General features: G+C 72.7%; 19 protein-coding genes and 1 pseudogene. 13 read left to right on the top strand and 7 right to left on the bottom strand.

Annotated elements, in window-relative coordinates; translation table 11 throughout:
• Positions 1-4 precede the first annotated feature (4 nt).
• From GL259_RS26150 to GL259_RS26120, 7 genes are all read left to right on the top strand, one after another.
• Positions 5-1,366, top strand: a complete 1,362-nt coding sequence (locus tag GL259_RS26150) for an FtsW/RodA/SpoVE family cell cycle protein (protein ID WP_159535765.1) — start codon at positions 5-7, stop codon at positions 1,364-1,366.
• On the top strand, positions 1,363-2,820 hold the full coding sequence (locus tag GL259_RS26145) for a penicillin-binding transpeptidase domain-containing protein (protein WP_159535764.1): 1,458 nt from the start codon (positions 1,363-1,365) through the stop codon (positions 2,818-2,820). The genes GL259_RS26150 and GL259_RS26145 overlap by 4 nt, the downstream gene beginning before the upstream one ends.
• A 77-nt stretch (positions 2,821-2,897) precedes the next feature.
• Positions 2,898-3,407: a DUF3291 domain-containing protein gene (locus GL259_RS26140; protein ID WP_159535763.1), complete on the top strand. Its 510-nt coding sequence runs from the start codon at positions 2,898-2,900 to the stop codon at positions 3,405-3,407.
• A 232-nt stretch (positions 3,408-3,639) separates the two neighbouring features.
• Positions 3,640-4,578 carry a diiron oxygenase gene (locus GL259_RS26135; protein WP_159535762.1) on the top strand — a complete coding sequence of 313 codons (939 nt, stop codon included), beginning with the start codon at positions 3,640-3,642 and terminating at the stop codon, positions 4,576-4,578.
• Positions 4,579-4,688: 110 nt separating this feature from the next.
• The gene (locus tag GL259_RS26130; RefSeq protein WP_159535761.1) at positions 4,689-5,342 is read left to right on the top strand and encodes a TetR/AcrR family transcriptional regulator; all 654 of its coding nucleotides are present in this window, start codon (positions 4,689-4,691) and stop codon (positions 5,340-5,342) included.
• Positions 5,343-5,406: 64 nt separating this feature from the next.
• The gene (locus GL259_RS26125) at positions 5,407-5,721 is read left to right on the top strand and encodes a hypothetical protein (protein ID WP_159535760.1); all 315 of its coding nucleotides are present in this window, start codon (positions 5,407-5,409) and stop codon (positions 5,719-5,721) included.
• A gap of 103 nt (positions 5,722-5,824) precedes the next feature.
• Positions 5,825-6,997, top strand: a complete 1,173-nt coding sequence (locus GL259_RS26120; protein WP_166461559.1) for a C40 family peptidase — start codon at positions 5,825-5,827, stop codon at positions 6,995-6,997.
• A 138-nt stretch (positions 6,998-7,135) separates the two neighbouring features.
• Here the strand turns inward: GL259_RS26120 and GL259_RS26115 are convergent, their stop codons facing one another.
• The 5 genes and pseudogenes from GL259_RS26115 to GL259_RS26095 all read right to left on the bottom strand — a co-directional run bounded on the left by GL259_RS26115 (position 7,136) and on the right by GL259_RS26095 (position 12,918).
• Entirely contained in the window at positions 7,136-8,398 is a 1,263-nt protein-coding gene (locus tag GL259_RS26115) for a styrene monooxygenase/indole monooxygenase family protein (protein WP_159535759.1), read from the bottom strand.
• Between the two features lie 13 nt (positions 8,399-8,411).
• Entirely contained in the window at positions 8,412-9,050 is a 639-nt protein-coding gene (locus GL259_RS26110) for an ATP/GTP-binding protein (RefSeq protein WP_159535758.1), read from the bottom strand.
• Positions 9,031-9,450 carry a DUF742 domain-containing protein gene (locus GL259_RS26105; RefSeq protein WP_159535757.1) on the bottom strand — a complete coding sequence of 140 codons (420 nt, stop codon included), beginning with the start codon at positions 9,448-9,450 and terminating at the stop codon, positions 9,031-9,033. The genes GL259_RS26110 and GL259_RS26105 overlap by 20 nt, the downstream gene beginning before the upstream one ends.
• Positions 9,447-9,950, bottom strand: a complete 504-nt coding sequence (locus GL259_RS26100; RefSeq protein WP_159535756.1) for a roadblock/LC7 domain-containing protein — start codon at positions 9,948-9,950, stop codon at positions 9,447-9,449. The genes GL259_RS26105 and GL259_RS26100 overlap by 4 nt, the downstream gene beginning before the upstream one ends.
• A pseudogene (locus tag GL259_RS26095) lies at positions 9,947-12,918 on the bottom strand (nitrate- and nitrite sensing domain-containing protein). Before GL259_RS26095 ends, GL259_RS26100 begins: the two are co-directional and overlap by 4 nt.
• A gap of 407 nt (positions 12,919-13,325) precedes the next feature.
• On the opposite strand from GL259_RS26095, the gene GL259_RS26090 reads away from it, so the two are divergent.
• On the top strand, positions 13,326-14,111 hold the full coding sequence (locus GL259_RS26090) for a protein phosphatase 2C domain-containing protein (RefSeq protein ID WP_159535754.1): 786 nt from the start codon (positions 13,326-13,328) through the stop codon (positions 14,109-14,111).
• Positions 14,112-14,484: 373 nt separating this feature from the next.
• Here GL259_RS26090 and GL259_RS26080 read toward each other — a convergent pair whose 3' ends face one another.
• Positions 14,485-14,979, bottom strand: coding sequence for a MarR family transcriptional regulator (locus GL259_RS26080; protein ID WP_159535753.1), 495 nt, complete (start codon positions 14,977-14,979; stop codon positions 14,485-14,487).
• 232 nt (positions 14,980-15,211) lie between these two features.
• Between GL259_RS26080 and GL259_RS26075 the strand changes: the two genes are divergently transcribed.
• The gene (locus tag GL259_RS26075) at positions 15,212-16,036 is read left to right on the top strand and encodes a lysozyme (protein WP_159535752.1); all 825 of its coding nucleotides are present in this window, start codon (positions 15,212-15,214) and stop codon (positions 16,034-16,036) included.
• Positions 16,037-16,113: 77 nt separating this feature from the next.
• On the opposite strand, the gene lon is transcribed toward GL259_RS26075, so the two are convergent.
• A complete protein-coding gene (gene lon, locus GL259_RS26070; protein WP_159535751.1) occupies positions 16,114-18,528 on the bottom strand; it encodes an endopeptidase La in 2,415 nt (804 codons plus the stop codon).
• A 164-nt stretch (positions 18,529-18,692) separates the two neighbouring features.
• Here lon and GL259_RS26065 point away from each other — a divergent pair, with 164 nt between their 5' ends.
• The 4 genes from GL259_RS26065 to GL259_RS26050 all read left to right on the top strand — a co-directional run bounded on the left by GL259_RS26065 (position 18,693) and on the right by GL259_RS26050 (position 25,486).
• Positions 18,693-19,406, top strand: a complete 714-nt coding sequence (locus GL259_RS26065) for a spermidine synthase (RefSeq protein ID WP_159535750.1) — start codon at positions 18,693-18,695, stop codon at positions 19,404-19,406.
• 123 nt (positions 19,407-19,529) lie between these two features.
• On the top strand, positions 19,530-20,270 hold the full coding sequence (locus tag GL259_RS26060) for a response regulator transcription factor (protein ID WP_159535749.1): 741 nt from the start codon (positions 19,530-19,532) through the stop codon (positions 20,268-20,270).
• A complete protein-coding gene (locus GL259_RS26055) occupies positions 20,267-21,376 on the top strand; it encodes an ATP-binding protein (RefSeq protein ID WP_159535748.1) in 1,110 nt (369 codons plus the stop codon). The genes GL259_RS26060 and GL259_RS26055 overlap by 4 nt, the downstream gene beginning before the upstream one ends.
• A gap of 291 nt (positions 21,377-21,667) precedes the next feature.
• Positions 21,668-25,486 carry a multifunctional oxoglutarate decarboxylase/oxoglutarate dehydrogenase thiamine pyrophosphate-binding subunit/dihydrolipoyllysine-residue succinyltransferase subunit gene (locus GL259_RS26050; RefSeq protein ID WP_159535747.1) on the top strand — a complete coding sequence of 1,273 codons (3,819 nt, stop codon included), beginning with the start codon at positions 21,668-21,670 and terminating at the stop codon, positions 25,484-25,486.
• The last annotated feature ends 21 nt before the right edge of the window (positions 25,487-25,507 follow it).

Here is a 25,507-nt window from a genome sequence, read left to right as displayed (position 1 = left end):
GGACATGAGCAAGGCCGGAATCACCCTGGCGACGGCGGACCCGCCCGCGCCCACCGTCCGCCTCCCCCGGCGTCGTGGCATCGAACTCACCCTGATCGTCCTGGCCGTCCTGCTGTCGGTGTACGGATACTGCGCCGTCGGCCTGGCCAGGAACGGCTCCGTCCCGCCCGGCGCCGCCGGTTACGGCGCCGGGCTCGGGGTGCTCGCGCTGGTCGCGCATCTGGCGGTGCGCTGGCGGGCACCGCACGCCGACCCGCTGCCGCTCCCCATCGGCGTCCTGCTCAACGGCCTCGGCCTGGTGCTGATCTACCGGCTCGACCTGGAGACGCCGGGCGACCCCGCGGCCCCCACCCAGCTGATCTGGTCGACGCTGGGCGTGGCGCTGTTCACCGTGGTGGTGCTGGTGCTGCGCGACCACCGGGTCCTCCAGCGCTACACCTACGTCTGCGTCGCCGCCGCGCTGATCCTGCTGACGGTCCCGATCCTCTTCCCCGCGGTGAACGGGGCCCGCATCTGGATCCGGGTCGCCGGCTTCTCCATCCAGCCCGGGGAGTTCGCGAAGGTGCTGCTGGCGGTCTTCTTCGCCGCGTACCTCGCCGCGAACCGGAGCGCCCTCACCTACGCCGGCCGCCGCGTCTGGCGGCTGCAGCTGCCCACCGGGCGGGTGCTCGGCCCGATCGTCGCCGTCTGGCTGGTCAGCGTGGGCGTCCTGGTGCTGGAGCGGGACCTCGGCACCTCGCTGCTGTTCTTCGGCCTGTTCGTGGTCCTGCTGTACGTCGCCACCGGCCGCACCGGCTGGATCGCCGTCGGCCTGCTGCTGGCCTCGCTGGGGGCGGTGGCCGTGGGCCGGCTGGAGCCGCACGTGCACGGAAGGATCGACACCTGGCTGCACCCGTTCGCCTCCATCGAGGCGGGCGAGGGCCCGAACCAGCTCGCCCAGTCCCTGTTCGCCTTCGCGGAGGGCGGGACGCTCGGCACCGGGCTCGGGCGCGGGCACTCCGTGCTCATCGGCTTCGCGGTCAAGTCTGACTTCATCCTGGCGACGGCCGGTGAGGAGCTGGGCCTGGCCGGGCTGTCCGCGATCTTCCTGCTCTACGGGCTGCTGGTGGAGCGCGGTTACCGGGCGGGGCTCGCCCTGCGCGACCCGTTCGGCCGGCTGCTCGCCGTGGGCCTCGCCTCCCTCGTGGCGCTCCAGGTGTTCGTGATCGCGGGCGGGGTGACCGGGCTGATCCCGCTGACCGGGATGGCGATGCCGTTCCTGGCGCAGGGCGGCTCGTCGGTGGTGACCAACTGGACGATCGTGGCGCTGCTGGTCCGGCTGAGCGACTCGGCGCGCCGGCAGGGGGACGGGGGTGCGGCCCGGTGACGCGGCACATCCGACGGGCCGGCCTCTTCTGCGCCCTGCTGCTGGTGGCCCTGATGGTGAACGCGGCCCGCGTCCAGGTCCTGCGGGCCGACGCCTACGACGACAACCCGGCCGACCGCCGCAACGCCATCGCCCGCTACCAGCAGCCGCGCGGCGACATCCTGGTCGCCGGCCGGCCGGTCACCGGCTCCCGGGACACCGGGGAGCACCTGCGCCACGAGCGGACGTACACCGACGGGCCGCTGTACGCGCCGGTGACCGGCTTCGCCTCGCAGGAGTACGGGACGACGCTGCTGGAGCACGCGGAGGACCGCCTGCTGTCCGGCGCCGACCCGGTACTCGCGCCGCTGCCGCTGTGGAACGACTTCACGCGCTCCCGCAACGCCGGCGGCGACGTCGTGACCACGATCGACCCGGCGGCGCAGCGCGCGGCGTACGAGGGGCTGCGTTCGCGCAAGGGGGCGGTGGCGGCGGTGGAGCCGTCGACCGGCAGGATCCTGGCCCTGGTGTCGGTCCCCTCGTACGACCCCGGGCTGCTCTCGGGGAACGGCAGGGAGGCGCGGGACGCCTGGGCGCGGCTGAACGCCGACCCGGACCGGCCGATGCTGAACCGGGCGGTGCAGCGGACGTATCCGCCGGGATCGACGTTCAAGGTGGTCACGGCGGCGGCGGCGCTGGACGCGGGCGTGGTGACCGACCTGGACGAGCCGACCCGCTCCCCCGACCCGTACCGCCTGCCGGGCACGACGACGCGGCTGACCAACGGGTCCCGGGGCTGCGCGGACGCCTCGGTGCGGGAGGCGTTCACCTGGTCCTGCAACACGGTGTTCGCCAAGCTGGGCGTGGAGACGGGCGTGGCGGACATGACGGCCACCGCGCAGGCCTTCGGCTTCAACGACGGGGAGGTGCGGATCCCCTTCCGGGTGGCGCGGAGCACCTTCGACACCACGGTGGACCGGGCGCAGCTCGCGCTGGCGTCGATCGGGCAGTACAACACCCGGGCCACGCCGCTGCAGATGGCGATGGTGGCGGCGGCCGTCGCGGGCGGGGGGCAGGTGCGGGAGCCGTACCTGGTGGAGCGGACGACGCGGGCGGGCGGCGGCACGGTGTCGACGGCCGGTCCCCGTCCGGTGCGACGGGCCATGCACCCGTCGACGGCGCTGCGGATGCGGGAGCTGATGCGGGACGTGGTGGAGAAGGGCACCGGCGCGAACGCCGCCATCCGCGGTGCCGTGGTCGGCGGCAAGACCGGCACCGCCCAGCACGGTCTGGGCAATTCCGGGACGCCCTACGCCTGGTTCGTCTCCTGGGCGCAGGGCCGCGAGGACATGGAGGCGAAGGTGGCGGTCGCCGTGGTGGTCGAGGACGCGGCGGCGAACCGGCGGGAGATCAGCGGGGGCGGGACGGCGGCACCGATCGCCCGGGCGGTGATGGAGGCGGTGCTGAAGCCGTAGGCACGGCGGTCCACTCGCTGTCCACGCCCTGGGACGGGGGCTGCCGAACCTCCGGTTCCCTACCTACCGTTCGGTCCATGACCGCATCCGCTGCCGCGCACGAACTCGCCCAGGTGAACATCGCCCGCCTCAAGGCGCCGCTGGACTCCCCGCAGCTGAAGGACTTCGTCGACCACCTCGACCCGGTGAACGCGGACGCCGACGCCGCCGACGGCTTCGTCTGGCGCCTGGTGGGCGAGGGGGACGACGCGACCGACGTGCCGGTCTTCGGCGACTCCTGGCTGATCGTCAACATGTCGGTGTGGCGGGACGCCGACGCCCTGACCGCGTACGTGTACCGGGGCCGCCACCGGGAGATGCTGGCACGCCGCAGGGAGTGGTTCGAGCGGATCCAGGAGGCGGTCACGGCGCTGTGGTGGGTTCCGGCGGGCCACCGCCCGACGGTCGCCGAGGCGGAGGCGCGGCTGCTGCACCTGCGCGCCAACGGCCCGACGCCGTACGCCTTCACGCTGCGGACGCCCTTCCCGCCGGGGGCGTCGGCGCCGGTGGCCGGCGAGGTACCGGAGGGGCTGGGCTGCTCGGCCTGACGGCGGCGGCCGACGGCGGTGAGGCCGGCATCGACGTCGACGGGGACCACGAGGCGGTCCGAGGGGTGCGCCGTCGGCCCTCCCGCCAGGTAGATCGTTCGTCAACAAGTCGTGCGCGGGGGATTGACGGCCTTGCTGACAGGCAGTCTCATAAGTGAAGTGAACCGCCGGTAACCCAGATCTCCCCGGACGCGTCCCCGAGACGTCCCCCGCACCACGAGGTGGAACCGCCATGACGACCCTGACGGAAGCCGACGCGCTCGACGGCCTGCGTGACGCGCTCGGCCCGCTCAAGGACCGCGAGCAGGTGGCCCAGCGGCTGCTCGACTCTTCCGCCAAGCACTCCTTCGACCCGGACAAGGAGCTGGACTGGGACGCGCCCTTCGAGGAGGGCAAGTGGTTCTGGCCGCCCGAGCTGGTGTCGCTGTACGACACCCCGCTGTGGAAGCGGATGAGCGAGGAGCAGCGCATCCTGCTCTCCCAGCACGAGGCCGCCGCGCTCGCCTCGCTCGGCATCTGGTTCGAGATCATCCTCATGCAGCTGCTGGTGCGGCACATCTACGACAAGTCCGCCACGAGCGCGCACGTCCGCTACGCGCTCACCGAGATCGAGGACGAGTGCCGGCACTCCAAGATGTTCGCCCGGCTGATCACCCACGGCGGCACCCCCTGGTACCCGGTGAGCCGGGTCCACCAGCACCTCGGCCGGCTGTTCAAGACGATCTCCACCACCCCGGGCTCCTTCACGGCGACCCTGCTCGGCGAGGAGGTCCTGGACTGGATGCAGCGGCTGACCTTCCCCGACGAGCGGGTCCAGCCGCTGATCCGGGGCGTCACGCGCATCCACGTCATCGAGGAGGCGCGGCACGTGCGCTACGCCCGCGAGGAGCTGCGCCGCCAGATGGTGACCGCGCCGAAGTGGTCGCAGGAGTTCACCCGCATCACCTCGGGCGAGTTCGCCCGCGTCTTCTCCGTGGCGTTCGTGAACCCCGACGTCTACGCCAACGTCGGCCTGGACAGGCGCGAGGCCATGGCCCAGGTCAGGGCCAGCGGCCACCGCCGGGACGTGATGCAGCAGGGCTCCAAGCGGCTGACCGACTTCCTGGACGACATCGGGGTGCTGCGGGGCGTCGGACGGAAGCTGTGGAAGTCGTCCGGACTGCTGGCGTAGCCGGTCGCCGGGCGACGCCGCCGTGCCGCGGGGCGCCGGACGGGAGCGCGGCGGCCGCCGGGACCGCCGGCGCGGGCGCCCGCCCGGGGCGGGCGGTTACGCTGCGGGGCATGACCCCGCAGGCCCCCACCCCCGCCTACCGGCGGCTCAGCGTCGAGGAACGCCGCAGCCAGCTGCTCGACGCCGCGCTGTCCCTCTTCGCCCACCGCGCCCCGGAAGAGGTGTCCCTGGACGACGTGGCGGAGGCGGCCGGGGTGTCACGCCCCCTGGTGTACCGGTACTTCCCGGGCGGCAAGCAGCAACTGTACGAGGCCGCCCTGAGGTCGGCCGCCGACGAGCTGCGGCACTGCTTCGACGAGCCGCACGAGGGCCCGCTGCTGCCCCGGCTGTCCCGGGCCCTCGACCGCTACCTGGCCTTCGTCGACCAGCACGGCACCGGGTTCAGCGCGCTGCTGCAGGGCGGGAGCGTCGTGGAGACCTCCCGCACGACCGCGATCGTCGACGGGGTGCGGCGGGCCGCCGCCGAGCACATCGTCAGCCATCTCGGGGTGGCCGAGCCCGGGCCCCGGCTGCGGATGACCGTCCGGATGTGGATCACGGCCGTCGAGGCGGCCTCGCTGATCTGGCTCGACGAGGACAAGCGGCCGCCGGTGGACGAACTGCGGGACTGGCTCGTGGAGCAGTTCGTGGCGGTGCTGGAGGTGACCGCGCGACGCGACGCGCAGACCGAGGAGCTGGTCCGGGAGCTGGCCGCGGACCTCTGACCGGGGGGACGGCGGCGGTGACGGCGGACGGCCGCGGCCCGGGCGCATGGCCGACACTGGGAGCGTGAAGAGCGAAGACACCCCGTTCGAGGGCGGGCCCATGGACGGGCGCGTCCTGCCCGTGCTGCTGGGCATCACCGGGCACCCGCCCAAGACGTACCGCATTCCCGTCCCGGCCCCGGACGGCGGGCCGCCCACGGTGCTGGTCTACCGGCGCGTGCCCCGCGGGCGGAGCGGACGGACCGGGCTGACGCGGGGGTGGAAGTACCTCCACGACCCCGCGGGGGGTGCGGGCGGCCGGCCGAGGTGGCCGTGGTCGAAGCCCGCACCCGGCCCGGACGCCACGCCGGAGGGCAAGCCGGACGACACCGACGGGTGACCCCGTTGCGCCGAACCGCGCACACTCGGCGAGCGGGCCCCCGGAGCACGTCCGATGCTCGCGATGCGGAGCGGACGAGCCGCTCCGCGTCGGAGGTGATGACGTGTCAGGAATGCTTCTGCGTCTGGCGTGTACGGCGGCGGTGGCGGCCGGGACCGTTCTCGCACCCGTGCCCGCGGCGGCCGTTCCCGGACCGGGCGGCCCCGGCGACCGCTCCGCCGCCGAGTTGCTGACGGAGCTTCAGACCCTGTACCGGGAGGCCGAGAAGGCCACCGAGGCCTACAACGCCACCGAGGAGCGGCTGGAGAAGCAGCGCGCCGAGACCGAACGGCTGGAGGACGCTCTCGCCCGGGCCCGGCTCTCCCTGTACGACAGCCGGGGCGAGGCCGGGCGACTGGCCCGGCAGCAGTACCAGAGCAGTACCGGGATCTCCCCCTACGTGCGCCTGCTGCTCGCGCGCGATCCGCAGGGCGCCCTCGACCAGGGCCATCTGATCGGGCAGTTGGCGCGGGAGCGGGCCCAGACGGTGGACCGGCTGACCGGCGACGAGCGGAAGGCCGGTGAACTGGCCCGCCGGGCCCGCGCGGCGCTCGACGCCCGGCTCGCCCTCACCGAGCGGCACCGGGAGGAACGGGACGAGGTGCGCGAGCGGCTCCGCGAGGTCGAGGAGCTGCTCGCCTCGCTCACCCGCGAGGAGCTGGCCGCGCTGGCCGAGCTGGAGCGGGCCGAGGTGGCCCGGGACCAGGAGGAGCTGCTCGCCTCCGGCGCGCTCGGCGGCGCGCGCACGCCCTCCGGGGCGGGCGACCGGGCCGTGCGGTACGCCGTGGAGCAGCTCGGGAAGCCGTACGAGTGGGGTGCGGAGGGGCCGGAGACCTACGACTGCTCGGGGCTGACCTCCGAGGCGTGGGGCGCCGCCGGGACGCCCATCCCCCGGACCAGCCAGGAGCAGTGGGCGCGGCTGGAACGCGTCCCGCTCCGGGAGCTGCGGCCGGGGGACCTCGTCGTGTACTTCCCCGAGGCCACGCACGTCGCCCTCTACCTCGGCGACGGCAAGGTGGTGCACGCCCCCCGGCCCGGCGCGCGGATCAAGGTCTCCCCCATCGCGGCCAACCCGGTCCTGGGCGCCGTGCGCCCCGACCCGGACGGGGAGCCCCTGCGCCGGTACGTGCCGCCCGAGCTCCCCGAGGGGGCGGCGGACGGTTCCGACGAGGGGTACGCGGGGTCCGCGGCGCCCACGGCGGAACCGGCCGGGTGGGCGGGGACCCCCGTCCTGTAGGCCCGCCCGTCCGTCCGCTCATCCGTCTGCCCGCACGTCCGTCCGCGCGCCCGCACGGGGAAGCGGCCGCGGAGGCCGACGGCGCACCCGGCGCCCGCGGGACCGGCGCCCGCGGGGCCGGCCGGGCCGTCCGGAGGGTTACGCGCCCGTGGCGCCCGAGGCCTCCATCAGGTAGGCCTCCGTCTTCTTCGGGTCGTAGAAGAAGTTCTCGAAGTCGGCCGGGTTGTTGAAGCCGTTGGCGAAGCGGTCGGCGACCGGCTGGATCTGGCCGGCGGCGCCGATGAGGTTCAGGACGTGCTCGGGGGGCGGGGCGAGCATGGTGTTCGTCCACTTGGTGACGTGCTGCGCCGTCTCCCAGTAGCGGTCGAAGGTCTGCTGCATCCACTCCTCGTCGAACGGCTTGTCGCCGTGCTCGATGATCGAGGCGAGGTAGGCGGCGGCGCACTTGGACGCCGAGTTGGAGCCCTGTCCGGTGATCGGGTCGTTGGCGACGACCACGTCGGCGACGCCGAGGACCGCCCCGCCGCCGGGCAGCCGGCCGATGGGGTTGCGGACGGTGGGGGCGTAGCGGCCGGCCAGGGTGCCGCCGGCGTCGGTCAGTTCGACCTTGGTGGCCCGCGCGTACTCCCAGGGGAGGAACTTCTCCATGAGTTCCAGGGTCAGGGAGAGGTGCTCCGACGGGTCCTTGACGTCCTTGAAGACGTCCAGCGGGCCGCCGGGTATGCCCTCCCAGAACAGGATGTCGGCGCGGCCCGAGGTGGTGAACGTCGGCATGATGAACATCTCGCCGACCCCGGGGACCAGGTTGCAGCGGACCGCCTCCGTGTCCGGGTGCTCCGGGCGCGGGCCCAGCCCGTGGACGTAGGCCACCGCGAGGGCGCGCTGCGGCTCGCTGTACGGGGAGCGGGACGCGTCGCGGCCGAACATCTGCACGAGTTCGCCCTTGCCCGCCGAGACGAGCACGAGGTCGTACGTACGCGAGAAGTAGTCGAGGTCGCCGACCGCCGCGCCGTGGATGACCAGCTGGCCGCCGCGCTGGGCGAACGTCTCCATCCAGCCGGCCATCTTCACCCGCTGGTCGACCGACTGCGCGAACCCGTCGAGCCTGCCCAGCCAGTCGATCGCCCGCTGCGTCGGGCCCGGGTCGTGCGAGCCGGGGGCCGCGACCGAGACGCCGAGCCCCTGGATCTTCGGGGCCTGGGACTCCCAGAAGTTCAGCTGGAGATCACGCTCGTGCTGCAGGGCGGTGTGGAACATGCACTGCGTCGACATCACCCGTCCGGTGCGGATCTCGTCCGCCGTCCGGTTGGACATCAGGGTGACCTCGTACCCGTGCGACTGGAGGCCGAGGGCGAGCTGGAGGCCGGACTGGCCGGCTCCGACGACGAGTATCTTCCGCATACGGGGGTGTCTCCTACTCGGGGGTTTCGTCGAGCGCGTGGCCCACCAGGGCCAGGAGGGTCTCGATCACGGTGATCCGGCTGCGCGCATCCATGATCATGACAGGTATGTGGCGCGGGATGGTCAGGGCCTCCCGCACGTCCTCCGGCTCGAACAGGTCGCTGCCGTCGAAGTGGTTGACCGCGACGACGTACGGCAGCCCGCAGCTCTCGAAGTAGTCCAGCGCCGGGAAGCAGTCCTTCAGGCGCCGGGTGTCGGCCAGGACGACGGCGCCGATCGCGCCGCGCACCAGGTCGTCCCACATGAACCAGAACCGCTGCTGACCGGGGGTGCCGAAGAGGTAGAGCACCAGGTCGTCGTCGAGCGTGATGCGGCCGAAGTCCATGGCCACGGTGGTGGTGAGCTTGCCCGGCGTGGCGGTGAGGTCGTCGGTCTCCTCGCTCGCCTCGGTCATCAGCGCCTCGGTCTGCAGCGGCGTGATCTCCGAGACGGAGGTGACCAGCGTGGTCTTTCCGACGCCGAAGCCGCCCGCCACGACTATCTTCGTGGCGATCGGGGCGCGGGTGCGGTCCGTCTGCCAGGGCAGCAACGGCTCGTCGCCCTCGACGAGCGGGGAGACGCCTCGAGCGGCGTCAGAGACGACGGAGTCCACTCAGCACCCTTTCCAGCAGCGCGCGGTCCGGGCGGCCCGTGCCGTGGCCGGTCCCCGTTCCGTAGACACGGATCTTTCCCTGGTCCGCGAGGTCGCTCAGGAGCACGCGGACCACGCCGAGCGGCATCTTCAGCAGCGCGGCGATCTCGGCCACCGTACGCATACGGCGGCACAGTTCGACGATGGCCCGCATCTCCGGCATGATCGCCGAGAGCCCGCCGCTCGTCAGTTCCCTGCGCTCCTCGGCGGCCTCCAGCGCGGCCGTGCTGCCGACGAAGGTCTCCACGAGCAGGACGTGGCCGAAGCGGGTGCGGCCGCCGGTGAGCGAGTAGGGGCGGACCCGGGCGGGTTTGCGGTCACCGCCGCGGACCGGCAGTCGCTTCCTGGACGTACTGCTCATCGGGGGCTCCCGGTGGACTCGGTCTCCAGGGACTTGCGCAGCTCGCTGCGGAGTTCGGGGGTGAGGACGTGGCCGGCCCGGCCGACGAACAGGGCCATGTGGTACGCCACCACGCTCATGTCGCAGTCCGCGGAGCCGTGCACGCCGAGCAGCGACCCGTCGCTGATCGACATCACGAACAGGCTGCCCTCGTCCATCGCGACCATCGTGTGCTTGACCGGGCCGAACTCCATCAGCTTCGAGGCGCCGACGGTGAGGCTGCCGATGCCGGAGACGACGGTGGCCAGGTCGGCGGCGGAGCCGCGCGGTCCGGTACGGGTCTCCGCCTTCGCCTCGCGGGCTTCGGCGTTGCGGGCGTGGTCGGAGGAGAGGAGCAGCAGGCCGTCCGAGGAGACCACCGCGACCGAGAGGATGCCGGGCACCTCCTCGACGAGGTTGGTCAGCAGCCAGTGCAGATTGCGGGCCTCACTGCTCAGTCCGAAGGTACTGGGCGCGGTCAACTGCTTGCCTCCTCGACTGTGCCCCCCGTGGCTTCTTCTGTTGTGCCGGTCGCGGCGGACGGGGCCTCGTGCCGGCCCGTCTGCTCGGCGATCTCCGCCTCGACGTCCCGGCGACCGGCCTCCGCCCCCGGCGGAAGCCGCCGAGACGGCGGCGCAGTGCCTCGGCGTCCACGGAACCGGTGCGCGGCCGTGGTGCCTGGGCGGGTGTGGTGATCTTCGGTGTGCGCTTGGGCAGCCCCTTGGCGGTGACCGGCTCGTCCTCCACCGGCCCGTCGGGCACGCGCGTGTGCTCGGCCCCGGCCTCGCGGGCGGTGCCGGACCCGGGTTCGGGTGCGGCCTCGTCCCCGGCGGCCGTGTGCTCGATCTCGTCGGGGAGGGGGGCGGCCCTGGTCTCCCCGGCGGCCGGCGGCGTGCCCGGCGGTGCCGTCGCGTCGTCGGCCGCGTCCGCCGGGGACGGGATCAGCAGCTCCATCGTGGTCTCGGCGGGCCGCTGGGACGGCGCCTGCGCGCCCTCCCCGTCCGTCTCCCCGTCCGTCTTCCCCGTCGGTCCCGCCGCGGGCTCCGTCCCGGCGTCCCCGGCGGGCTCCCCGCCGCGGTCCGCCGTGGAATCCGTGCCGCGGCCGCCCGCGGGCTCCTCCGCGACTTCCCCTGCGTCGCCGCCCTCGGGCTCCGCGGCGGTTCCCTCCGGGGCGTCCGCCTCCGCGGCCTTCGCCTCAGCGGACTCCTGGTGGCGTACGGCCTTCTCCGCGAGGGCGACCAGCGGGTCGCCGCTCTCCCTGCGGCCGGGCAGCACGTTGGAGTTGGCCTCGGCGTCGGCGCCCGGGAGGGAGAAGGTGTGCGTGCCGCCGGAGACGGGCCCCGAAGCGGGGACCGCGGCGGGCTCGGCGGGCGCGAGCAGGGACTTGGGCAGCACCACGACCGCGGCGACGCCGCCCTGCTTCTGCTTCCGCAGCTGGACCCGCACCCCGTGCCGGTGGGCGAGCCGGGCCACGACGTACAGGCCGAGGCCGAGACCGTCCTCGCCCTCCTGGTCGTAGCCGGCCTCCGGGTCGAACTCGGACAGGCGGGAGTTGAGCCGTTCCAGCCGGTCCGCGGTCATGCCGATGCCCTCGTCCTGCACGGAGAGCATGACCTCGCCGTTCTCCAGCAGCCAGCCGGAGATCTCGACGGGCAGGTCGGGCGGGGAGAACGAGGTGGCGTTCTCCAGGAGTTCGGCCAGCAGGTGGGACAGGTCGTCCGCGGCGAACCCGGCGATGTGCGCGTGCGGCGGCAGCGCGGCGATCCGGACCCGCTCGTACCGCTCGATCTCGCTGACCGCGGCCCGTACGACGTCGACGAGCGGGACGGGGCCCGCCGTGTGCTGGACGTGTTCGGTGCCGGCGAGGACGAGGAGGTTCTCGCTGTGCCGGCGCATGACCGTGGCGAAGTGGTCGAGCTTGAACAGGGTGGCCAGGCGGTCCGGGTCGTCCTCGCGCTCCTCCAGGCTCTCGATCACGCCGAGCTGCCGCTCGACCAGTCCGAGGGTGCGCAGCGCCAGGTTGACGAAGGTGCCGCCGATGCCGGTGCGCAGCCGCTCCAGCTGCGCGGCGGCCCCGTCGAGTTCGGCGCGCAGTTCCTCGCGGGCGTCGGCCATCTTCTGGCGCTGGCCGACGAGGTGCTTGCGGTCGGCCTCCAGGGTGGCGATCCGCTCGGCGAGGCCCGCCGCGTGCGCGCGCAGGGCGTTGACGGAGCGGACGACCTGGGCGAACTCGTCGTTGCGGCCGGTGAAGGTGATCGGCTCCTCGGCGGCCGGGTCCTCCGCCTCGGCGAGGCGGGCGGAACCGCGGCGCAGTACGGAGAGCGGGCGGGTGAGGGTGCGGGCCATCGCGGTGGCGATGCCGACGGCCAGCAGCATCAGGGCGCCGAGGACGGCGATGCGGATCTCCAGTGCGGTGACGTCGTCGTCGCGCAGCTGGGCGAGGTCCTTGGTGCGCTGGTCGAACAGCGCCGACTCCACCCCGCGCATCATCTCGACGCGCGCGGTGAGGGCGGCCCGGAGCTTCTTGACGTCGGTGCCGAGTTCGTCGTCGGAGAGCGTCGGCTCGTCGGCGAGCTTCGCGAGGTACTCGTCGGCGGAGTCGACCTCGGGGCCGGTGACCGTGGAGTCGTAGGAGGTGCGGGCGCTCTTGGGCGCGGTGTCGCGGAAGTCGGCCAGGGCGGCGTCGGAGCGCACCCGGGCCTGGAGCGCGGCGGCGCTCAGCGCGTCGCGCCGCTTGGCCTCGGCGCCCGAGGACGCGGTGGACGTGGACGGCAGGCCGGTGACCGGGTCGATCACGGTCTGCGTGGTGCGCGGCACGCTCAGCGCGGCGAGCAGCAGTCCGCGGGCGGCGGCGGCCTGCTGGACGGCGGAGTCCAGCTCGGCGAGCGCGTGGGCTCCGGAGCCCGCGCGGGACGGGGTCTGCTGGGCGAGCCGCTCGGCGATCCGGTGCAGCTGGGTGATGGCGGTGGAGTACGCCTGGTGCGCCTCGAGCGCGCTGCTCTTGCCGGTGAGCGCGGCGCGGCGGACGGCCGCGATGGCCTCGAGGTCGTCGCGCAGGGCGTCCGAGGTGTCGGTGTCGGCGCGCAGTTCCTCGACCTGCCGGTCGACGCGGGCGCTGTGCTCCTCCGACGGGGCCTTGGACTTGGCACGGCCGGCCGCGATGTAGGAGGTGACGTCGTCGCGCTCGTCGGCGAGGGAGTGGGCCAGGGCGAGGGCGTCCTGGGTCTGCTCGGCGAGCGTCACCAGGTCCTGGGAGTCCTTGAGCTCACCGGAGGCCGTCAGCACGGACGGCGCTCCGGCGCCGGCGATCGCGGCGGCCACCACCACCACGGCCACGATCAGCCGGTTGCGTACGTGAGTGGGGCGGCCCCTGCCGACGGTGGGCGCCTGCTCCGCGTCCCCCGCGGGGGGCGTCTGCTTGGCTGTGCGACGAGGCCGCGACTTCTGCACCGGTGCTCGCATTCCTGACTCGTGTACCCCTGGGTCCGGGTGACGCTCCGTCAACGTGCGCGGACGCTCGCCCCGAGCCGTGGACCGCGCTCGGACAGCAAGGCGCCCCCGTCGCTCCCCGACCCTCCCAGCGCACGTGGGCAGTGGATGCGCATCACCTGACCCGCCACCCGAAGGAGTGAACATCGGACGTGAGTTGGGGAGCAAGTCCCGCCACTTCGCGCGGCGGCCGCGCACGGCACGCCGGTTGGACGTCTGCGGCGGGCGGTGGCAGTATTCGCCGCCACGCGTTCCCGGAGCCCTGCATTCCCTCCCAAACCAGGCACCTGACCTGCACGGCTGCGGCGATCCGGCAACCGGCACCGGTCCTTTGCGGCCCTTGTGAAGGGCTCGTGCAGACTGGCCGGATGCGTACGGAACTTGTTTCGGAGCCCAGCGATCCGGGCCACCCCAACGAGGACTTCGCGAGTGTCGGTCTTCCGGCCTCCGGACAGGGCGGTTCGCTCGTCGTGCTGGACGGGGTCACACCGCCGGCGGACGGGGGCGGCTGTCTGCATTCCGTTCCCTGGTTCACCGCGCGCCTCGGCGGAGCCCTGACCGAACTGACCGTTTCACTCCCGGATGTTCCCCTGGCCGAGCTGCTGTCCCGCGCCCTCATCCGTACCGCCGGGAGCCACGCGGCAACCTGTGACCTTTCTCACCCTCGTACGCCCCAGGCCACGGTGGTGCTGGCCCGTTGGTCACCGGCCTCGGTCGAGTACCTGGTCCTGTCCGACTCGGCCCTGCTGGTCGAGTCCCCCGACGGCACGGTGACCGCGGTGCTGGACGACCGGCTGGCCCGGCTGCCCCCCTCGGCCCTGGCGACGGACGCCCTGGTGGACTCCACGGTGCGCAACAGGGAGGGCGGTTTCTTCACGGCGGCGGCGGATCCCTCGGTGGCGGACCGCGCGGTCACCGGCACCCTGCCGCGCGACGGGGTGCGCGCCCTGGCCGCCCTGACGGACGGGGCGGCGCGCTGGGTGGAGCGGTTCCACGAGGGCGGCTGGGCGGACTGCCTCGCCCTCGTCCGCAAGGAGGGGCCGCGCTCCCTGGTGGACCGCGTACGGACCCTGGAGCGGGCGGACGCGGACCGGCTGCCGCCGCGGCGGGGCAAGACCCACGACGACGCGACGGTGGTCTACGTGGAGCTGTGATCCGGGGGCCCCGGTGACCCCGGGGTTCTGGGCCCCGGGGTTCTGGGCCCCGGGGTTCTGGGCCCCGGGCGCCTGAAACCCTGATTGCCTTTCGGGGCCCCGAGGTCCCGGAGACTTCGGTGGCCCCGGTGGCCCCGGTGGCCCCGGTGGCCCCGGTGGCCCCGGTGGCCCCGGTGGCCCCGGTGGCCCCGGTGGCCCCGGTGGCCCCGGTGGCCCCGGTGGCCCCGGTGGCCCCGGTGGCCCCGGTGGCCCCGGTGGCCCCGGTGGCCTCACCGGTCCGGGCGGCTCCCGAGGCTTCAGCGGCCGTGGCGACTCAGGTGACTCCGGTGGCCTTCGCGGCTCCGGTGGCGGTGCGCGCCCGGGCCCGTCCGGGTCACTTCTCCATTCCGCGGTTCAGCTGGTTCAGCAGCCGGGCGAGTTCCGCGACTTCGGCGGGGTCCCAGTCGGCGAGGCGGCCGGCGTAGCGCGCGCGGCGGGCCTCGCGGACCCTGCTCACCCGTTCGCGCCCCTCCCGGGTGAGGGCGACCAGCCAGGCGCGGCCGTCGGCCGGGTCCGGCTCGCGGGCGACGAGCCCGAGGTCCTCCAGCGCGCGCAACTGGCGCGACATCGTGGCCTTGCCGACACCGATGTAGGCGGCGAGCTCGGTGGCCCGCTGCTTGCCGTACTCATCCAGACGGACGAGCAATCCGTAGGCGGACGACTCCAGGTCGGGGTGGACCTCGCGGGCCATCTCCCCCTGGTTGGCCCGGGCGCGCCGCAGCAGCACCGTCAACTCCCGCTCCAGCGCGAGGAGTCCGGGCTGGTTGGGACCGCTTCCGGGCCCAGGGGTGGCGGCGTGTCCCCCGCCGCCGTTTCCGTCTTCGTGCACGTGAGGCCTGCCTCGGTCTTCCCGGTCCTGAAGGTTTTCGCCAAGTGGCGACGTCGCCGCAGCTCCGCCAGTATTTCGCAGGCGTGGACCAACGGCAGCTTCCGGACGAAACCCTCCCCGTGCCGCGGTCCGCGCGCGCAGTCTCTCTACCAGGCGACTGCGTGGCATGCCCACTACATGCGATGTGGGTCACACACCGGATCCCCCTCGACCAGCCCTTCGGAGACACGCCATGCCCGTGCACAGACCCGGCGTCACCCGTTTACACGTGTACACCGCCGTCGCGGCGGTCCTGCTCGCTCTCTTCTCCCTCCCCCGTACGGCCGCGGCGGACGAGCCCGCCCCCGGCGGTCCCCCGCGCGGCTCCGCCCGCATGGGGATGGGCGTCGTCGCCCACGACGGCCGCGGCGGCGTCCCGACCCGGCGCTCCACCCAGACGGAGGGCGTGGACGTCTCCAGCCACCAGGGCGACGTCGCCTGGCCGGCCCTGTGGAACAGCGGGGTGCGATGGGCCTATGTGAAGGCCACGGAGGGGACGTACTACACCAACCCGTACCACCCCCAGCAGTACGACGGCTCGTACGACGTCGGGATGGTCCGCGGCGCCTACCACTTCGCGACCCCCGACACCGCGAGCGGCGCCGCCCAGGCGGACTACTTCGTCGACCGCGGCGGTGCCTGGTCCGCGGACGGAGGGACCCTGCCGGGCGCGCTCGACATCGAGTGGAACCCCTACGGGGACGCCTGCTACGGCAAGTCGCAGAGCGCGATGGTGAGCTGGATCCACGACTTCCTGGACCAGTACCGGGCGCGCACCGGCCGCAACGCCGTCATCTACACGGCGACCAGCTGGTGGAAGCAGTGCACCGGGAACTACGCCGGCTTCGCCTCCGTCCACCCGCTGTGGATCGCCCGGTACGCCTCCACCGCGGGCGAGCTCCCCGCCGGCTGGGAGACCTACACGATGTGGCAGTACACCTCGACCGGACCGATCGTCGGGGACCACAACCGCTTCAACGGCACGCCCGACCGGCTGCGGTCCCTCGCGCTGGGCTGAGCCGGCCCTCCCCCGGGACGGCGAAGGCCCGGGCCTCCCTCACGGGACCCGGGCCTTCCCTCGTCCGGCCGCCTCCGTCACGCGGCGACCGGAACCTCCGGCGCCGCGCCGTTCACGGCCGGCGACAGCGCCAGTTCGAGCACCTGGCGGACGTCGGTGACGGCGTGGACGTCGAGCTTGTCCAGCACCTGGGCCGGGACGTCGTCCAGGTCGGGCTCGTTGCGCTTGGGGATGATCACGGTGGTGATGCCCGCCCGGTGCGCGGCGAGCAGCTTCTGCTTCACCCCGCCGATCGGCAGCACCCGCCCGGTCAGCGAGACCTCGCCGGTCATCGCCACGTCCGTGCGGACCAGCCGTCCGGAGAGCAGCGAGGCCAGCGCGGTGGTCATCGTGATGCCGGCGCTCGGACCGTCCTTGGGCACCGCGCCCGCCGGGAAGTGGATGTGCACGCCCCGGTCCTTCAGGTCGGCCACCGGCAGTTCCAGCTCGGCGCCGTGGCTGCGCAGGAAGCTCAGCGCGATCTGCGCCGACTCCTTCATCACGTCACCCAGCTGGCCGGTCAGGGTCAGCCCCGCCGCGCCCGTCTCCGGGTCGGCCAGCGACGCCTCCACGTAGAGGACGTCACCGCCGGCGCCGGTCACCGCGAGCCCGGTGGCGACACCGGGGACGGAGGTGCGGCGCTCGGCCGGGTCCTGGGCGGACTCGGGCACGTGGTGCGGCCGGCCGAGCAGGCCCTGCAGGTCGTCCTCGGTCACGGTGAACGGCAGCTCGCGCTCGCCCAGTTCGTGCTGGGCCGCGATCTTGCGCAGCAGCCGGGCGACGGACCGCTCCAGGGTGCGCACGCCCGCCTCGCGCGTGTACTCGCCGGCGAGCCTGCGCAGCGCGCCCTCCTCGATCGTCACCTCGTCCGCGCCGAGCCCGGCGCGCTCCAGCTGGCGCGGGAGCAGGTGGTCCCGGGCGATGACGATCTTCTCGTCCTCGGTGTAGCCGTCCAGGCGGACGACGTCCATGCGGTCCGCCAGCGCCTCCGGGATGGCCTCCAGGACGTTGGCGGTGGCGAGGAAGACCACGTCGGACAGGTCCAGCTCGACCTCCAGGTAGTGGTCCCGGAAGGTGTGGTTCTGGGCCGGGTCGAGGACCTCGAGCAGGGCGGCGGCCGGGTCGCCCCGGAAGTCCGACCCCACCTTGTCGATCTCGTCGAGCAGCACCACCGGGTTCATCGACCCGGCCTCCTTGACGGCGCGGACGATCCGGCCGGGCAGCGCGCCCACGTAGGTGCGCCGGTGGCCGCGGATCTCGGCCTCGTCGCGGACGCCGCCGAGGGCGACCCGGACGAACTTCCGGCCCATCGCGTGGGCGACGGACTCGCCGAGGCTCGTCTTGCCGACGCCGGGCGGTCCGACGAGGGCGAGCACGGCGCCGCCGCGCCGGCCTCCGACCACACCCATGCCCCGCTCCGCGCGCCGCTTGCGCACGGCCAGGTACTCGGTGATGCGCTCCTTCACGTCCTGCAGGCCGGCGTGCTCCGCGTCGAGCACGGCCCGGGCCCCCTGGATGTCGTAGGCGTCCTCGGTGCGCTCGTTCCACGGCATCTCGAGGACCGTGTCGAGCCAGGTGCGGATCCAGGAGCCCTCGGGGGACTGGTCGGAGGCGCGCTCCAGCTTGTCGACCTCCTTGAGCGCGGCCTCACGGACCTTCTCCGGCAGGTCGGCGGCCTCGACGCGGGCGCGGTAGTCGTCGGACTCCTCGCCCTCCTGCTCGCCGTTCAGCTCGCGCAGCTCCTTGCGGACGGCCTCCAGCTGGCGGCGCAGCAGGAACTCGCGCTGCTGCTTGTCGACGCCCTCCTGGACGTCCTTGGCGATGGACTCGGCCACGTCCTGTTCGGCGAGGTGGTCGCGCAGCTGCTGGGTGGCGAGCTTCAGCCGGGCCACCGGGTCGGCGGTCTCCAGCAGGGCCACCTTCTGCTCGGTGGTCAGGAAGGGCGAGTAGCCGGAGTTGTCGGCGAGCGCGGAGACGTCGTCGATGGCCTGGACGCGGTCGACGACCTGCCAGGCGCCGCGCTTGCGCAGCCAGGCGGTGGCGAGCGCCTTGTACTCCTTGACCAGTTCGGCCACCTGTCCCGGCAGCGGATCCGGCACGCTCCCGCCGATCCGGGTGCCCTCGACCCACAGCGCCGCGCCCGGTCCGGTGGTGCCGGCGCCGATCCGCACCCGGTCCCGGCCGCGGATCAGGGCGCCCGGGTCGCCGTCGGCCAGTCTGCCGACCTGCTCGACCGTGCCCAGCACGCCGGTGCCGGCGTAGGTCCCGTCGATCCGTGGCACGAGGAGCACCCGGGGCTTGCCGGGCTCGTTCTTGGCGGCGGCCTGCGCGGCCTCGACCGCGGCGCGCACCTCCGTGTCGCTCAGGTCCAGCGGAACCACCATTCCGGGCAGCACGACCTCGTCGTCCAGCGGCAGCACGGGCAGGGCGAGCGGTGTGGACTCAGTAGCCATGATCTCCCTTTCGGCAGTCAAGTTGAGTTATGCAGACTCAATGCTGCTGAGCCGCCGGATGTTCCCGGGGCCGCGTTCGCTCTCAGCGATCATCGGCCGGCCGCGGCGGGGAGCCGTGCGCCCGAACCCCTGAACCGGGGCGGGGCAACTGCCAAGATGAACGGGTGCCCACCCCGTACGACATTCCCGAAGCCCCCGAAGTCCTGGACCGCCGTGAGGGTCCGTACGGCGAGGTCGTGCTGCGCCGGCACGGCGACCTGCTGCAGATCATCGCGAACGGCTGCTTCCTGATGGACACCTCCGACGGCCGCTCGGAGCGCCGGCTCGTCGACGCCGCCCTGGCCGCGCTGGACGCCGCCGACGCGCACGGGGGCCACGACCCGCGCCCCGGCCCGCGCGTCCTCATCGGCGGGCTCGGCGTCGGCTTCTCGCTCGCACACGCCGCCGCCCAGCCCCGCTGGGGGCGGATCACCGTGGTGGAGCGCGAGCCGGCCATCATCGGCTGGCACCGCGAGGGGCCCCTGGCCGCGCTCTCCGCCGCGGCCCTCGCCGACCCGCGCACGGAGGTCGTCGAGGCGGATCTCGTCACCTACGTCAATGAGACATCCGACACGTTCGACGCGCTGTGCCTCGACATCGACAACGGCCCCGACTGGACCGTCACCGAGGGCAACGACGGGCTCTATTCACCGGCCGGACTGGCCCACTGCGCAAGGGCGTTGAGGCCCCGCGGGGTGCTCGCCGTGTGGTCGGCCAAGCCCTCCCCGGAATTCGAGGGAACCTTGCGGAATGCCGGGTTCCAGCAGGTGCGTACCGAAGAGATCCCCGTTGCCCGGGGCGTTCCGGACGCCGTGCACCTCGGCATCCGCCCTGGATAGCAAACACGCGGTAACTCCCCGTACGCTGCTGCCCTGACGCAGATCATTCAAGCGTCAATCGCAGTCATGCGCAGATGACGGATCACCCCACGGATTCCGGAAAGCACACATCAGGGGCGGGCGATGGAGCAGACACACACCTCCCACAACGGCACGGCGGCGACCACTCCCGGCGCACAGCGACGGGTCCTCGTGGTCGAGGACGACGCGACGATCGTGGACGCCATCGCGACCCGCCTTCGCGCCGAGGGATTCCTCGTGCAAACGGCGGGCGACGGCCCGTCCGCGGTCGACACGGCGGAGGCCTGGCAGCCCGACCTGCTGATCCTCGACATCATGCTGCCGGGCTTCGACGGCCTGGAGGTCTGCCGGCGCGTGCAGGCCCAGCGGCCCGTGCCGGTGCTGATGCTCACCGCGCGCGACGACGAGACCGACATGCTGGTCGGACTGGGCGTCGGCGCCGACGACTACATGACGAAGCCCTTCTCCATGCGGGAGCTGGCGGCCCGCGTGCACGTGCTGCTGCGCCGCATGGAGCGGGCGGCCCTCGCGGCCACGACCCCGCGCAGCGGCATCCTGCGCCTGGGCGAACTGGAGATCGACCACGCGCAGCGCCGGGTGCGGGTGCGCAGCGAGGACGTCCACCTGACGCCCACCGAGTTCGACCTCCTGGTGTGCCTGGCGAACACCCCCCGCGCGGTGCTCTCCCGCGAGCAGCTGCTGGCCGAGGTCTGGGACTGGGCGGACGCCTCCGGCACCCGGACCGTCGACAGCCACATCAAGGCGCTGCGCCGCAAGATCGGCGCCGAGCGCATCCGCACCGTGCACGGCGTGGGCTACGCCCTGGAGACGCCGACGCCATGAGCGACGGGCCGGCCGGACGCACGGACCCCGGGAGACACCCCTGGGGCGGTGTACGCCCGTTCTCGATCAAGACCAAACTGGGCGCGCTGGTCGTCATATCGGTGCTGATCACCACCGGGCTGTCGGTGGTCGCCGTGCACACCGAGACGGAACTGCGCTTCATCACGGTCTTCTCGATGATCGCCACCCTGCTCATCACGCAGTTCGTGGCGCACTCGCTCACCGCGCCGCTGGACGACATGAACGCGGTGGCCCGGTCCATCTCGCACGGCGACTACACCCGCCGGGTGCGCGAGAACCGCCGCGACGAGCTGGGCGACCTGGCCCAGACGATCAACGCCATGGCCGACGAGCTGGAGGCCCAGGACCGCCAGCGCAAGGAACTGGTGGCCAACGTCTCGCACGAGCTGCGCACCCCCATCGCGGGCCTGCGCGCGGTGCTGGAGAACATCGTCGACGGGGTCACCGAGGCCGACCCCGAGACGATGCGCACGGCCCTGAAGCAGACCGAGCGGCTGGGACGCCTGGTGGAGACCCTCCTCGACCTGTCCCGCCTGGACAGCGGCGTCGTCCCGCTGAAGAAGCGGCGGTTCGAGGTGTGGCCGTACCTGTCCGGCGTGCTGAAGGAGGCCAACATGGTCGCCTCCGCCCGTGCGGGCATGGCCACGGGATCCGGCAGCCACACGCGCACGGACGTCCATCTGCACCTCGACGTGACGCCGCCCGAGCTGACCGCGCACGCCGACCCGGAGCGCATCCACCAGGTCGTCGCCAACCTCATCGACAACGCGGTCAAGCACAGCCCGCCGCACGGACGCGTGACGGTCAGGGCGCGGCGCGGGCCGCAGCCGGAGTCGCTGGAGCTGGAGGTCCTGGACGAGGGGCCCGGCATCCCGCGGACCGAGTGGCACCGCGTCTTCGAGCGGTTCAACCGCGGCAACGCCGACCGGCCGCACGGTCCGGGCAGCGACGGCGGCACCGGTCTGGGCCTGGCGATCGCCCGTTGGGCCGTCGATCTGCACGGCGGCCGGATCAGGGTGGCCGAATCCGAGCGGGGTTGCCGAATTCTTGTCACTCTTCCAGGGGCTGCACCCGCGTCAAGTTGACGTACAGTTCGAAGCGGAGCCACAAGATCCACTCGCGTCCGCGCTGACGGACACGTGTGATCAGGCACAGGCCCCGCGCCAGGTGCGCGCCGGGTCCGATCGAGCGATCCCTGAAGTGGCCCGAAGAAGTGGAACCAGGCTTGTTTCCCGCCATTTCCAGCGCCGAAACACCCTCTGAGATGTGACTTACGCGACGATGAACGGGCCCGGCCTGACCTTCTCGCACTCGGGGGCGTAGCCTTGATTCCCGCTGTCCATCACCTTGTGAAGCGGAAGAGGGCGGTTGCCGCCGTGTCGCCACAGTCCCCCAGTAACTCGAGCATGTCGACCGAAACCGACCAAGCGGGCAAGAACCCCGCCGCGGCGTTCGGTGCCAACGAGTGGCTAGTCGACGAGATCTATCAGCAGTACCTCCAGGATCCGAACTCGGTGGACCGAGCCTGGTGGGACTTCTTCGCCGACTACAAGCCGGGCGCGCCCGCGGCCTCGGCCCCGGCGGGTACCGCGGCCGCGGGGGCGGCGGGCACCACCACGGCTCAGCCCACCGCTCCGGCCCAGCCCGCCGCCGCTCCCGCGGCCGCCGCGCAGCCCGCGGCCGCCGCCCCGGCCCGGCCGGCCGGCCGGGCCCCCGCCCCGCAGGCCCAGGTCCCCGCCCCGGCCCCGGCTCCCGCCCCGGCGAAGGCCGCCGCTCCCGCCGCCAAGCCGGCCGCCGCGAAGGCCGAGCCCGCGGGCGAGGCGAAGGAGGGCCCCGAGCAGGTGACCCTGCGCGGCCCGTCCGCCGCCGTCGCGAAGAACATGGACGCCTCGCTGGACCTGCCCACGGCCACGTCCGTGCGCGCGGTCCCGGTGAAGCTGCTGTTCGACAACCGCATCGTCATCAACAACCACCTCAAGCGGGCCCGCGGCGGGAAGATCTCCTTCACGCACCTCATCGGCTACGCCATGGTCCAGGCCATCAAGGCGATGCCGGCCATGAACTGGTCCTACGCGAAGGTGAACGGCAAGCCGACCCTGGTCAAGCCGGAGCACGTCAACCTCGGCCTCGCCATCGACCTGGTCAAGCCCAACGGCGACCGCCAGCTGGTCGTCGCGGCCATCAAGAAGGCCGAGACGCTGAACTTCTTCGAGTTCTGGCAGGCCTACGAGGACATCGTCCGTCGCGCCCGCGACAACAAGCTGACGATGGACGACTTCACCGGCGTCACGGTCTCCCTGACCAACCCCGGCGGTCTCGGCACCGTCCACTCCGTGCCGCGCCTGATGCCCGGCCAGTCGGTCATCATGGGCGTCGGCTCCATGGACTACCCGGCGGAGTTCCAGGGCACCAGCCAGGACACCCTGAACAAGCTCGGCATCTCGAAGGTCATGACGCTCACGTCGACCTACGACCACCGGGTGATCCAGGGCGCCGCCTCCGGCGAGTTCCTCCGCCAGGTCGCCAACCTCCTGCTCGGCGAGAACGGCTTCTACGACGACATCTTCGAGGCGCTGCGCATCCCCTACGAGCCGGTCCGCTGGCTCAAGGACATCGACGCCTCCCACGACGACGACGTCACCAAGGCCGCCCGCGTCTTCGAGCTGATCCACTCCTACCGGGTCCGCGGCCACGTCATGGCCGACACCGACCCGCTGGAGTACCGCCAGCGCAAGCACCCCGACCTGGACATCGTCGAGCACGGCCTCACCCTGTGGGACCTGGAGCGCGAGTTCGCCGTCGGCGGATTCGCCGGCAAGTCGATGATGAAGCTGCGCGACATCCTCGGCGTGCTGCGCGACTCGTACTGCCGCACCACCGGCATCGAGTTCATGCACATCCAGGACCCCAAGCAGCGCAAGTGGATCCAGGACCGCGTGGAGCGCTCGCACTCCAAGCCGGAGCGCGAGGAGCAGCTGCGCATCCTGCGCCGGCTGAACGCCGCCGAGGCCTTCGAGACCTTCCTGCAGACCAAGTACGTCGGCCAGAAGCGCTTCTCCCTGGAGGGCGGCGAGTCCGTCATCCCGCTGCTCGACGCGGTGCTGGACTCGGCCGCCGAGTCCCGCCTGGACGAGGTCGTCATCGGCATGGCCCACCGCGGCCGCCTGAACGTCCTCGCGAACATCGTCGGCAAGTCGTACGCGCAGATCTTCCGCGAGTTCGAGGGCAACCTCGACCCGAAGTCGATGCACGGCTCCGGCGACGTGAAGTACCACCTGGGCGCCGAGGGCACCTTCACCGGCCTGGACGGCGAGCAGATCAAGGTCTCCCTGGTCGCCAACCCCTCCCACCTGGAGGCCGTCGACCCGGTCCTGGAGGGCGTCGCCCGCGCCAAGCAGGACATCATCGGCAAGGGCGGCACGGACTTCACCGTCCTGCCGGTGGCGATCCACGGCGACGCGGCCTTCGCGGGCCAGGGCGTGGTGGCCGAGACCCTGAACATGTCGCAGCTGCGCGGCTACCGCACCGGCGGCACGGTCCACATCGTCATCAACAACCAGGTCGGCTTCACCGCGGCCCCCGAGTCCTCGCGCTCCTCCATGTACGCGACGGACGTGGCCCGCATGATCGAGGCCCCGATCTTCCACGTGAACGGCGACGACCCGGAGGCGGTCGTGCGCGTCGCGCGCCTGGCCTTCGAGTTCCGCCAGGCGTTCAACAAGGACGTGGTGATCGACCTCATCTGCTACCGCCGCCGCGGTCACAACGAGTCGGACAACCCGGCCTTCACCCAGCCGCTGATGTACGACCTGATCGACAAGAAGCGCTCGGTGCGCAAGCTCTACACCGAGTCCCTGATCGGTCGCGGCGACATCACCCTGGAAGAGGCCGAGCAGGCGCTGCAGGACTACCAGGGCCAGCTGGAGAAGGTCTTCACCGAGGTCCGCGAGGCCACCTCGCAGCCGGGCTCGGTCGACACCCCGGACCCGCAGGCCCAGTTCCCGGTCGCCGTGAACACCGCGGTCTCCGCCGAGGTCGTCAAGCGGATCGCCGAGTCCCAGGTCAACATCCCCGACCACATCACCGTCCACCCGCGCCTGCTGCCGCAGCTCCAGCGCCGGGCGGCGATGGTCGAGGACGGCACCATCGACTGGGGCATGGGCGAGACCCTCGCGTTCGGCTCGCTCCTCCTGGAGGGCGTCCCGGTCCGTCTGGCGGGCCAGGACTCGCAGCGCGGCACGTTCGGCCAGCGCCACGCGGTCATCATCGACCGCGAGACGGGCGAGGAGTACACGCCGCTGCAGTACCTCTCCGAGGACCAGGCGCGGCTGAACGTCTACAACTCCCTGCTGTCCGAGTACGCGGCCATGGGCTTCGAGTACGGCTACTCGCTGGCCCGCCCGGACGCTCTCGTGCTGTGGGAGGCCCAGTTCGGCGACTTCGTCAACGGCGCCCAGACGGTCGTGGACGAGTTCATCTCGTCGGCGGAGCAGAAGTGGGCCCAGACCTCCGGTGTGGTCCTGCTCCTCCCGCACGGCTACGAGGGCCAGGGCCCGGACCACTCCTCGGCCCGCCCGGAGCGGTTCCTGCAGCTCTGCGCCCAGAACAACATGACGGTCGCGATGCCGACCTCGCCGTCGAACTACTTCCACCTCCTGCGGTGGCAGGTGCACAACCCGCACCACAAGCCGCTGGTCGTCTTCACCCCGAAGTCGATGCTGCGCCTGAAGGCCGCCGCGTCGAAGGCGGAGGAGTTCACCACGGGCCAGTTCCGCCCGGTCATCGGCGACGCCTCGGTCGACCCGGCCGCGGTGAAGAAGGTCGTCTTCTGCGCCGGCAAGGTCTACTACGACCTGGAGGCCGAGCGGCAGAAGCGCGGTGCGACGGACACGGCGATCATCCGCATCGAGCGCCTGTACCCGCTGCCGGGTGCGGAGCTCCAGGCGGAGATCAAGAAGTACCCGAACGCCGAGAAGTACCTGTGGGCCCAGGAGGAGCCGGCGAACCAGGGTGCCTGGCCGTTCATCGCGCTCAACCTGATCGACCACCTCGACCTGGCGGTCGGCGCCGACCTCCCGCACGACGAGCGTCTGCGGCGCATCTCGCGCCCGCACAGCTCGTCCCCGGCGGTCGGCTCCGCGAAGCGCCACCAGGCCGAGCAGGAGCAGCTGGTGCGTGAGGTGTTCGAGGCGTAGGACCGACGCCCTCACGGGTCG

The sequence above is a fragment of the Streptomyces sp. Tu 3180 genome (assembly GCF_009852415.1).
Lineage (GTDB): Bacteria > Actinomycetota > Actinomycetes > Streptomycetales > Streptomycetaceae > Streptomyces.
This window is presented reverse-complemented; position numbering and strand designations above follow the sequence as displayed.

What these genes read in the sequence shown, in the direction of transcription:
- GL259_RS26055 (WP_159535748.1), top strand. Translation starts at nt 20,267, where the DNA reads ATGAGCGACGGGCCGGCCGGACGCACGGACCCCGGGAGACACCCCTGG.
- GL259_RS26130 (WP_159535761.1), top strand. Translation starts at nt 4,689, where the DNA reads ATGACCCCGCAGGCCCCCACCCCCGCCTACCGGCGGCTCAGCGTCGAG.
- lon (WP_159535751.1), bottom strand. Translation starts at nt 18,528, where the DNA reads ATGGCTACTGAGTCCACACCGCTCGCCCTGCCCGTGCTGCCGCTGGAC.
- GL259_RS26140 (WP_159535763.1), top strand. Translation starts at nt 2,898, where the DNA reads ATGACCGCATCCGCTGCCGCGCACGAACTCGCCCAGGTGAACATCGCC.
- GL259_RS26090 (WP_159535754.1), top strand. Translation starts at nt 13,326, where the DNA reads ATGCGTACGGAACTTGTTTCGGAGCCCAGCGATCCGGGCCACCCCAAC.
- GL259_RS26105 (WP_159535757.1), bottom strand. Translation starts at nt 9,450, where the DNA reads ATGAGCAGTACGTCCAGGAAGCGACTGCCGGTCCGCGGCGGTGACCGC.
- GL259_RS26075 (WP_159535752.1), top strand. Translation starts at nt 15,212, where the DNA reads ATGCCCGTGCACAGACCCGGCGTCACCCGTTTACACGTGTACACCGCC.
- GL259_RS26135 (WP_159535762.1), top strand. Translation starts at nt 3,640, where the DNA reads ATGACGACCCTGACGGAAGCCGACGCGCTCGACGGCCTGCGTGACGCG.
- GL259_RS26115 (WP_159535759.1), bottom strand. Translation starts at nt 8,398, where the DNA reads ATGCGGAAGATACTCGTCGTCGGAGCCGGCCAGTCCGGCCTCCAGCTC.
- GL259_RS26060 (WP_159535749.1), top strand. Translation starts at nt 19,530, where the DNA reads ATGGAGCAGACACACACCTCCCACAACGGCACGGCGGCGACCACTCCC.
- GL259_RS26150 (WP_159535765.1), top strand. Translation starts at nt 5, where the DNA reads ATGAGCAAGGCCGGAATCACCCTGGCGACGGCGGACCCGCCCGCGCCC.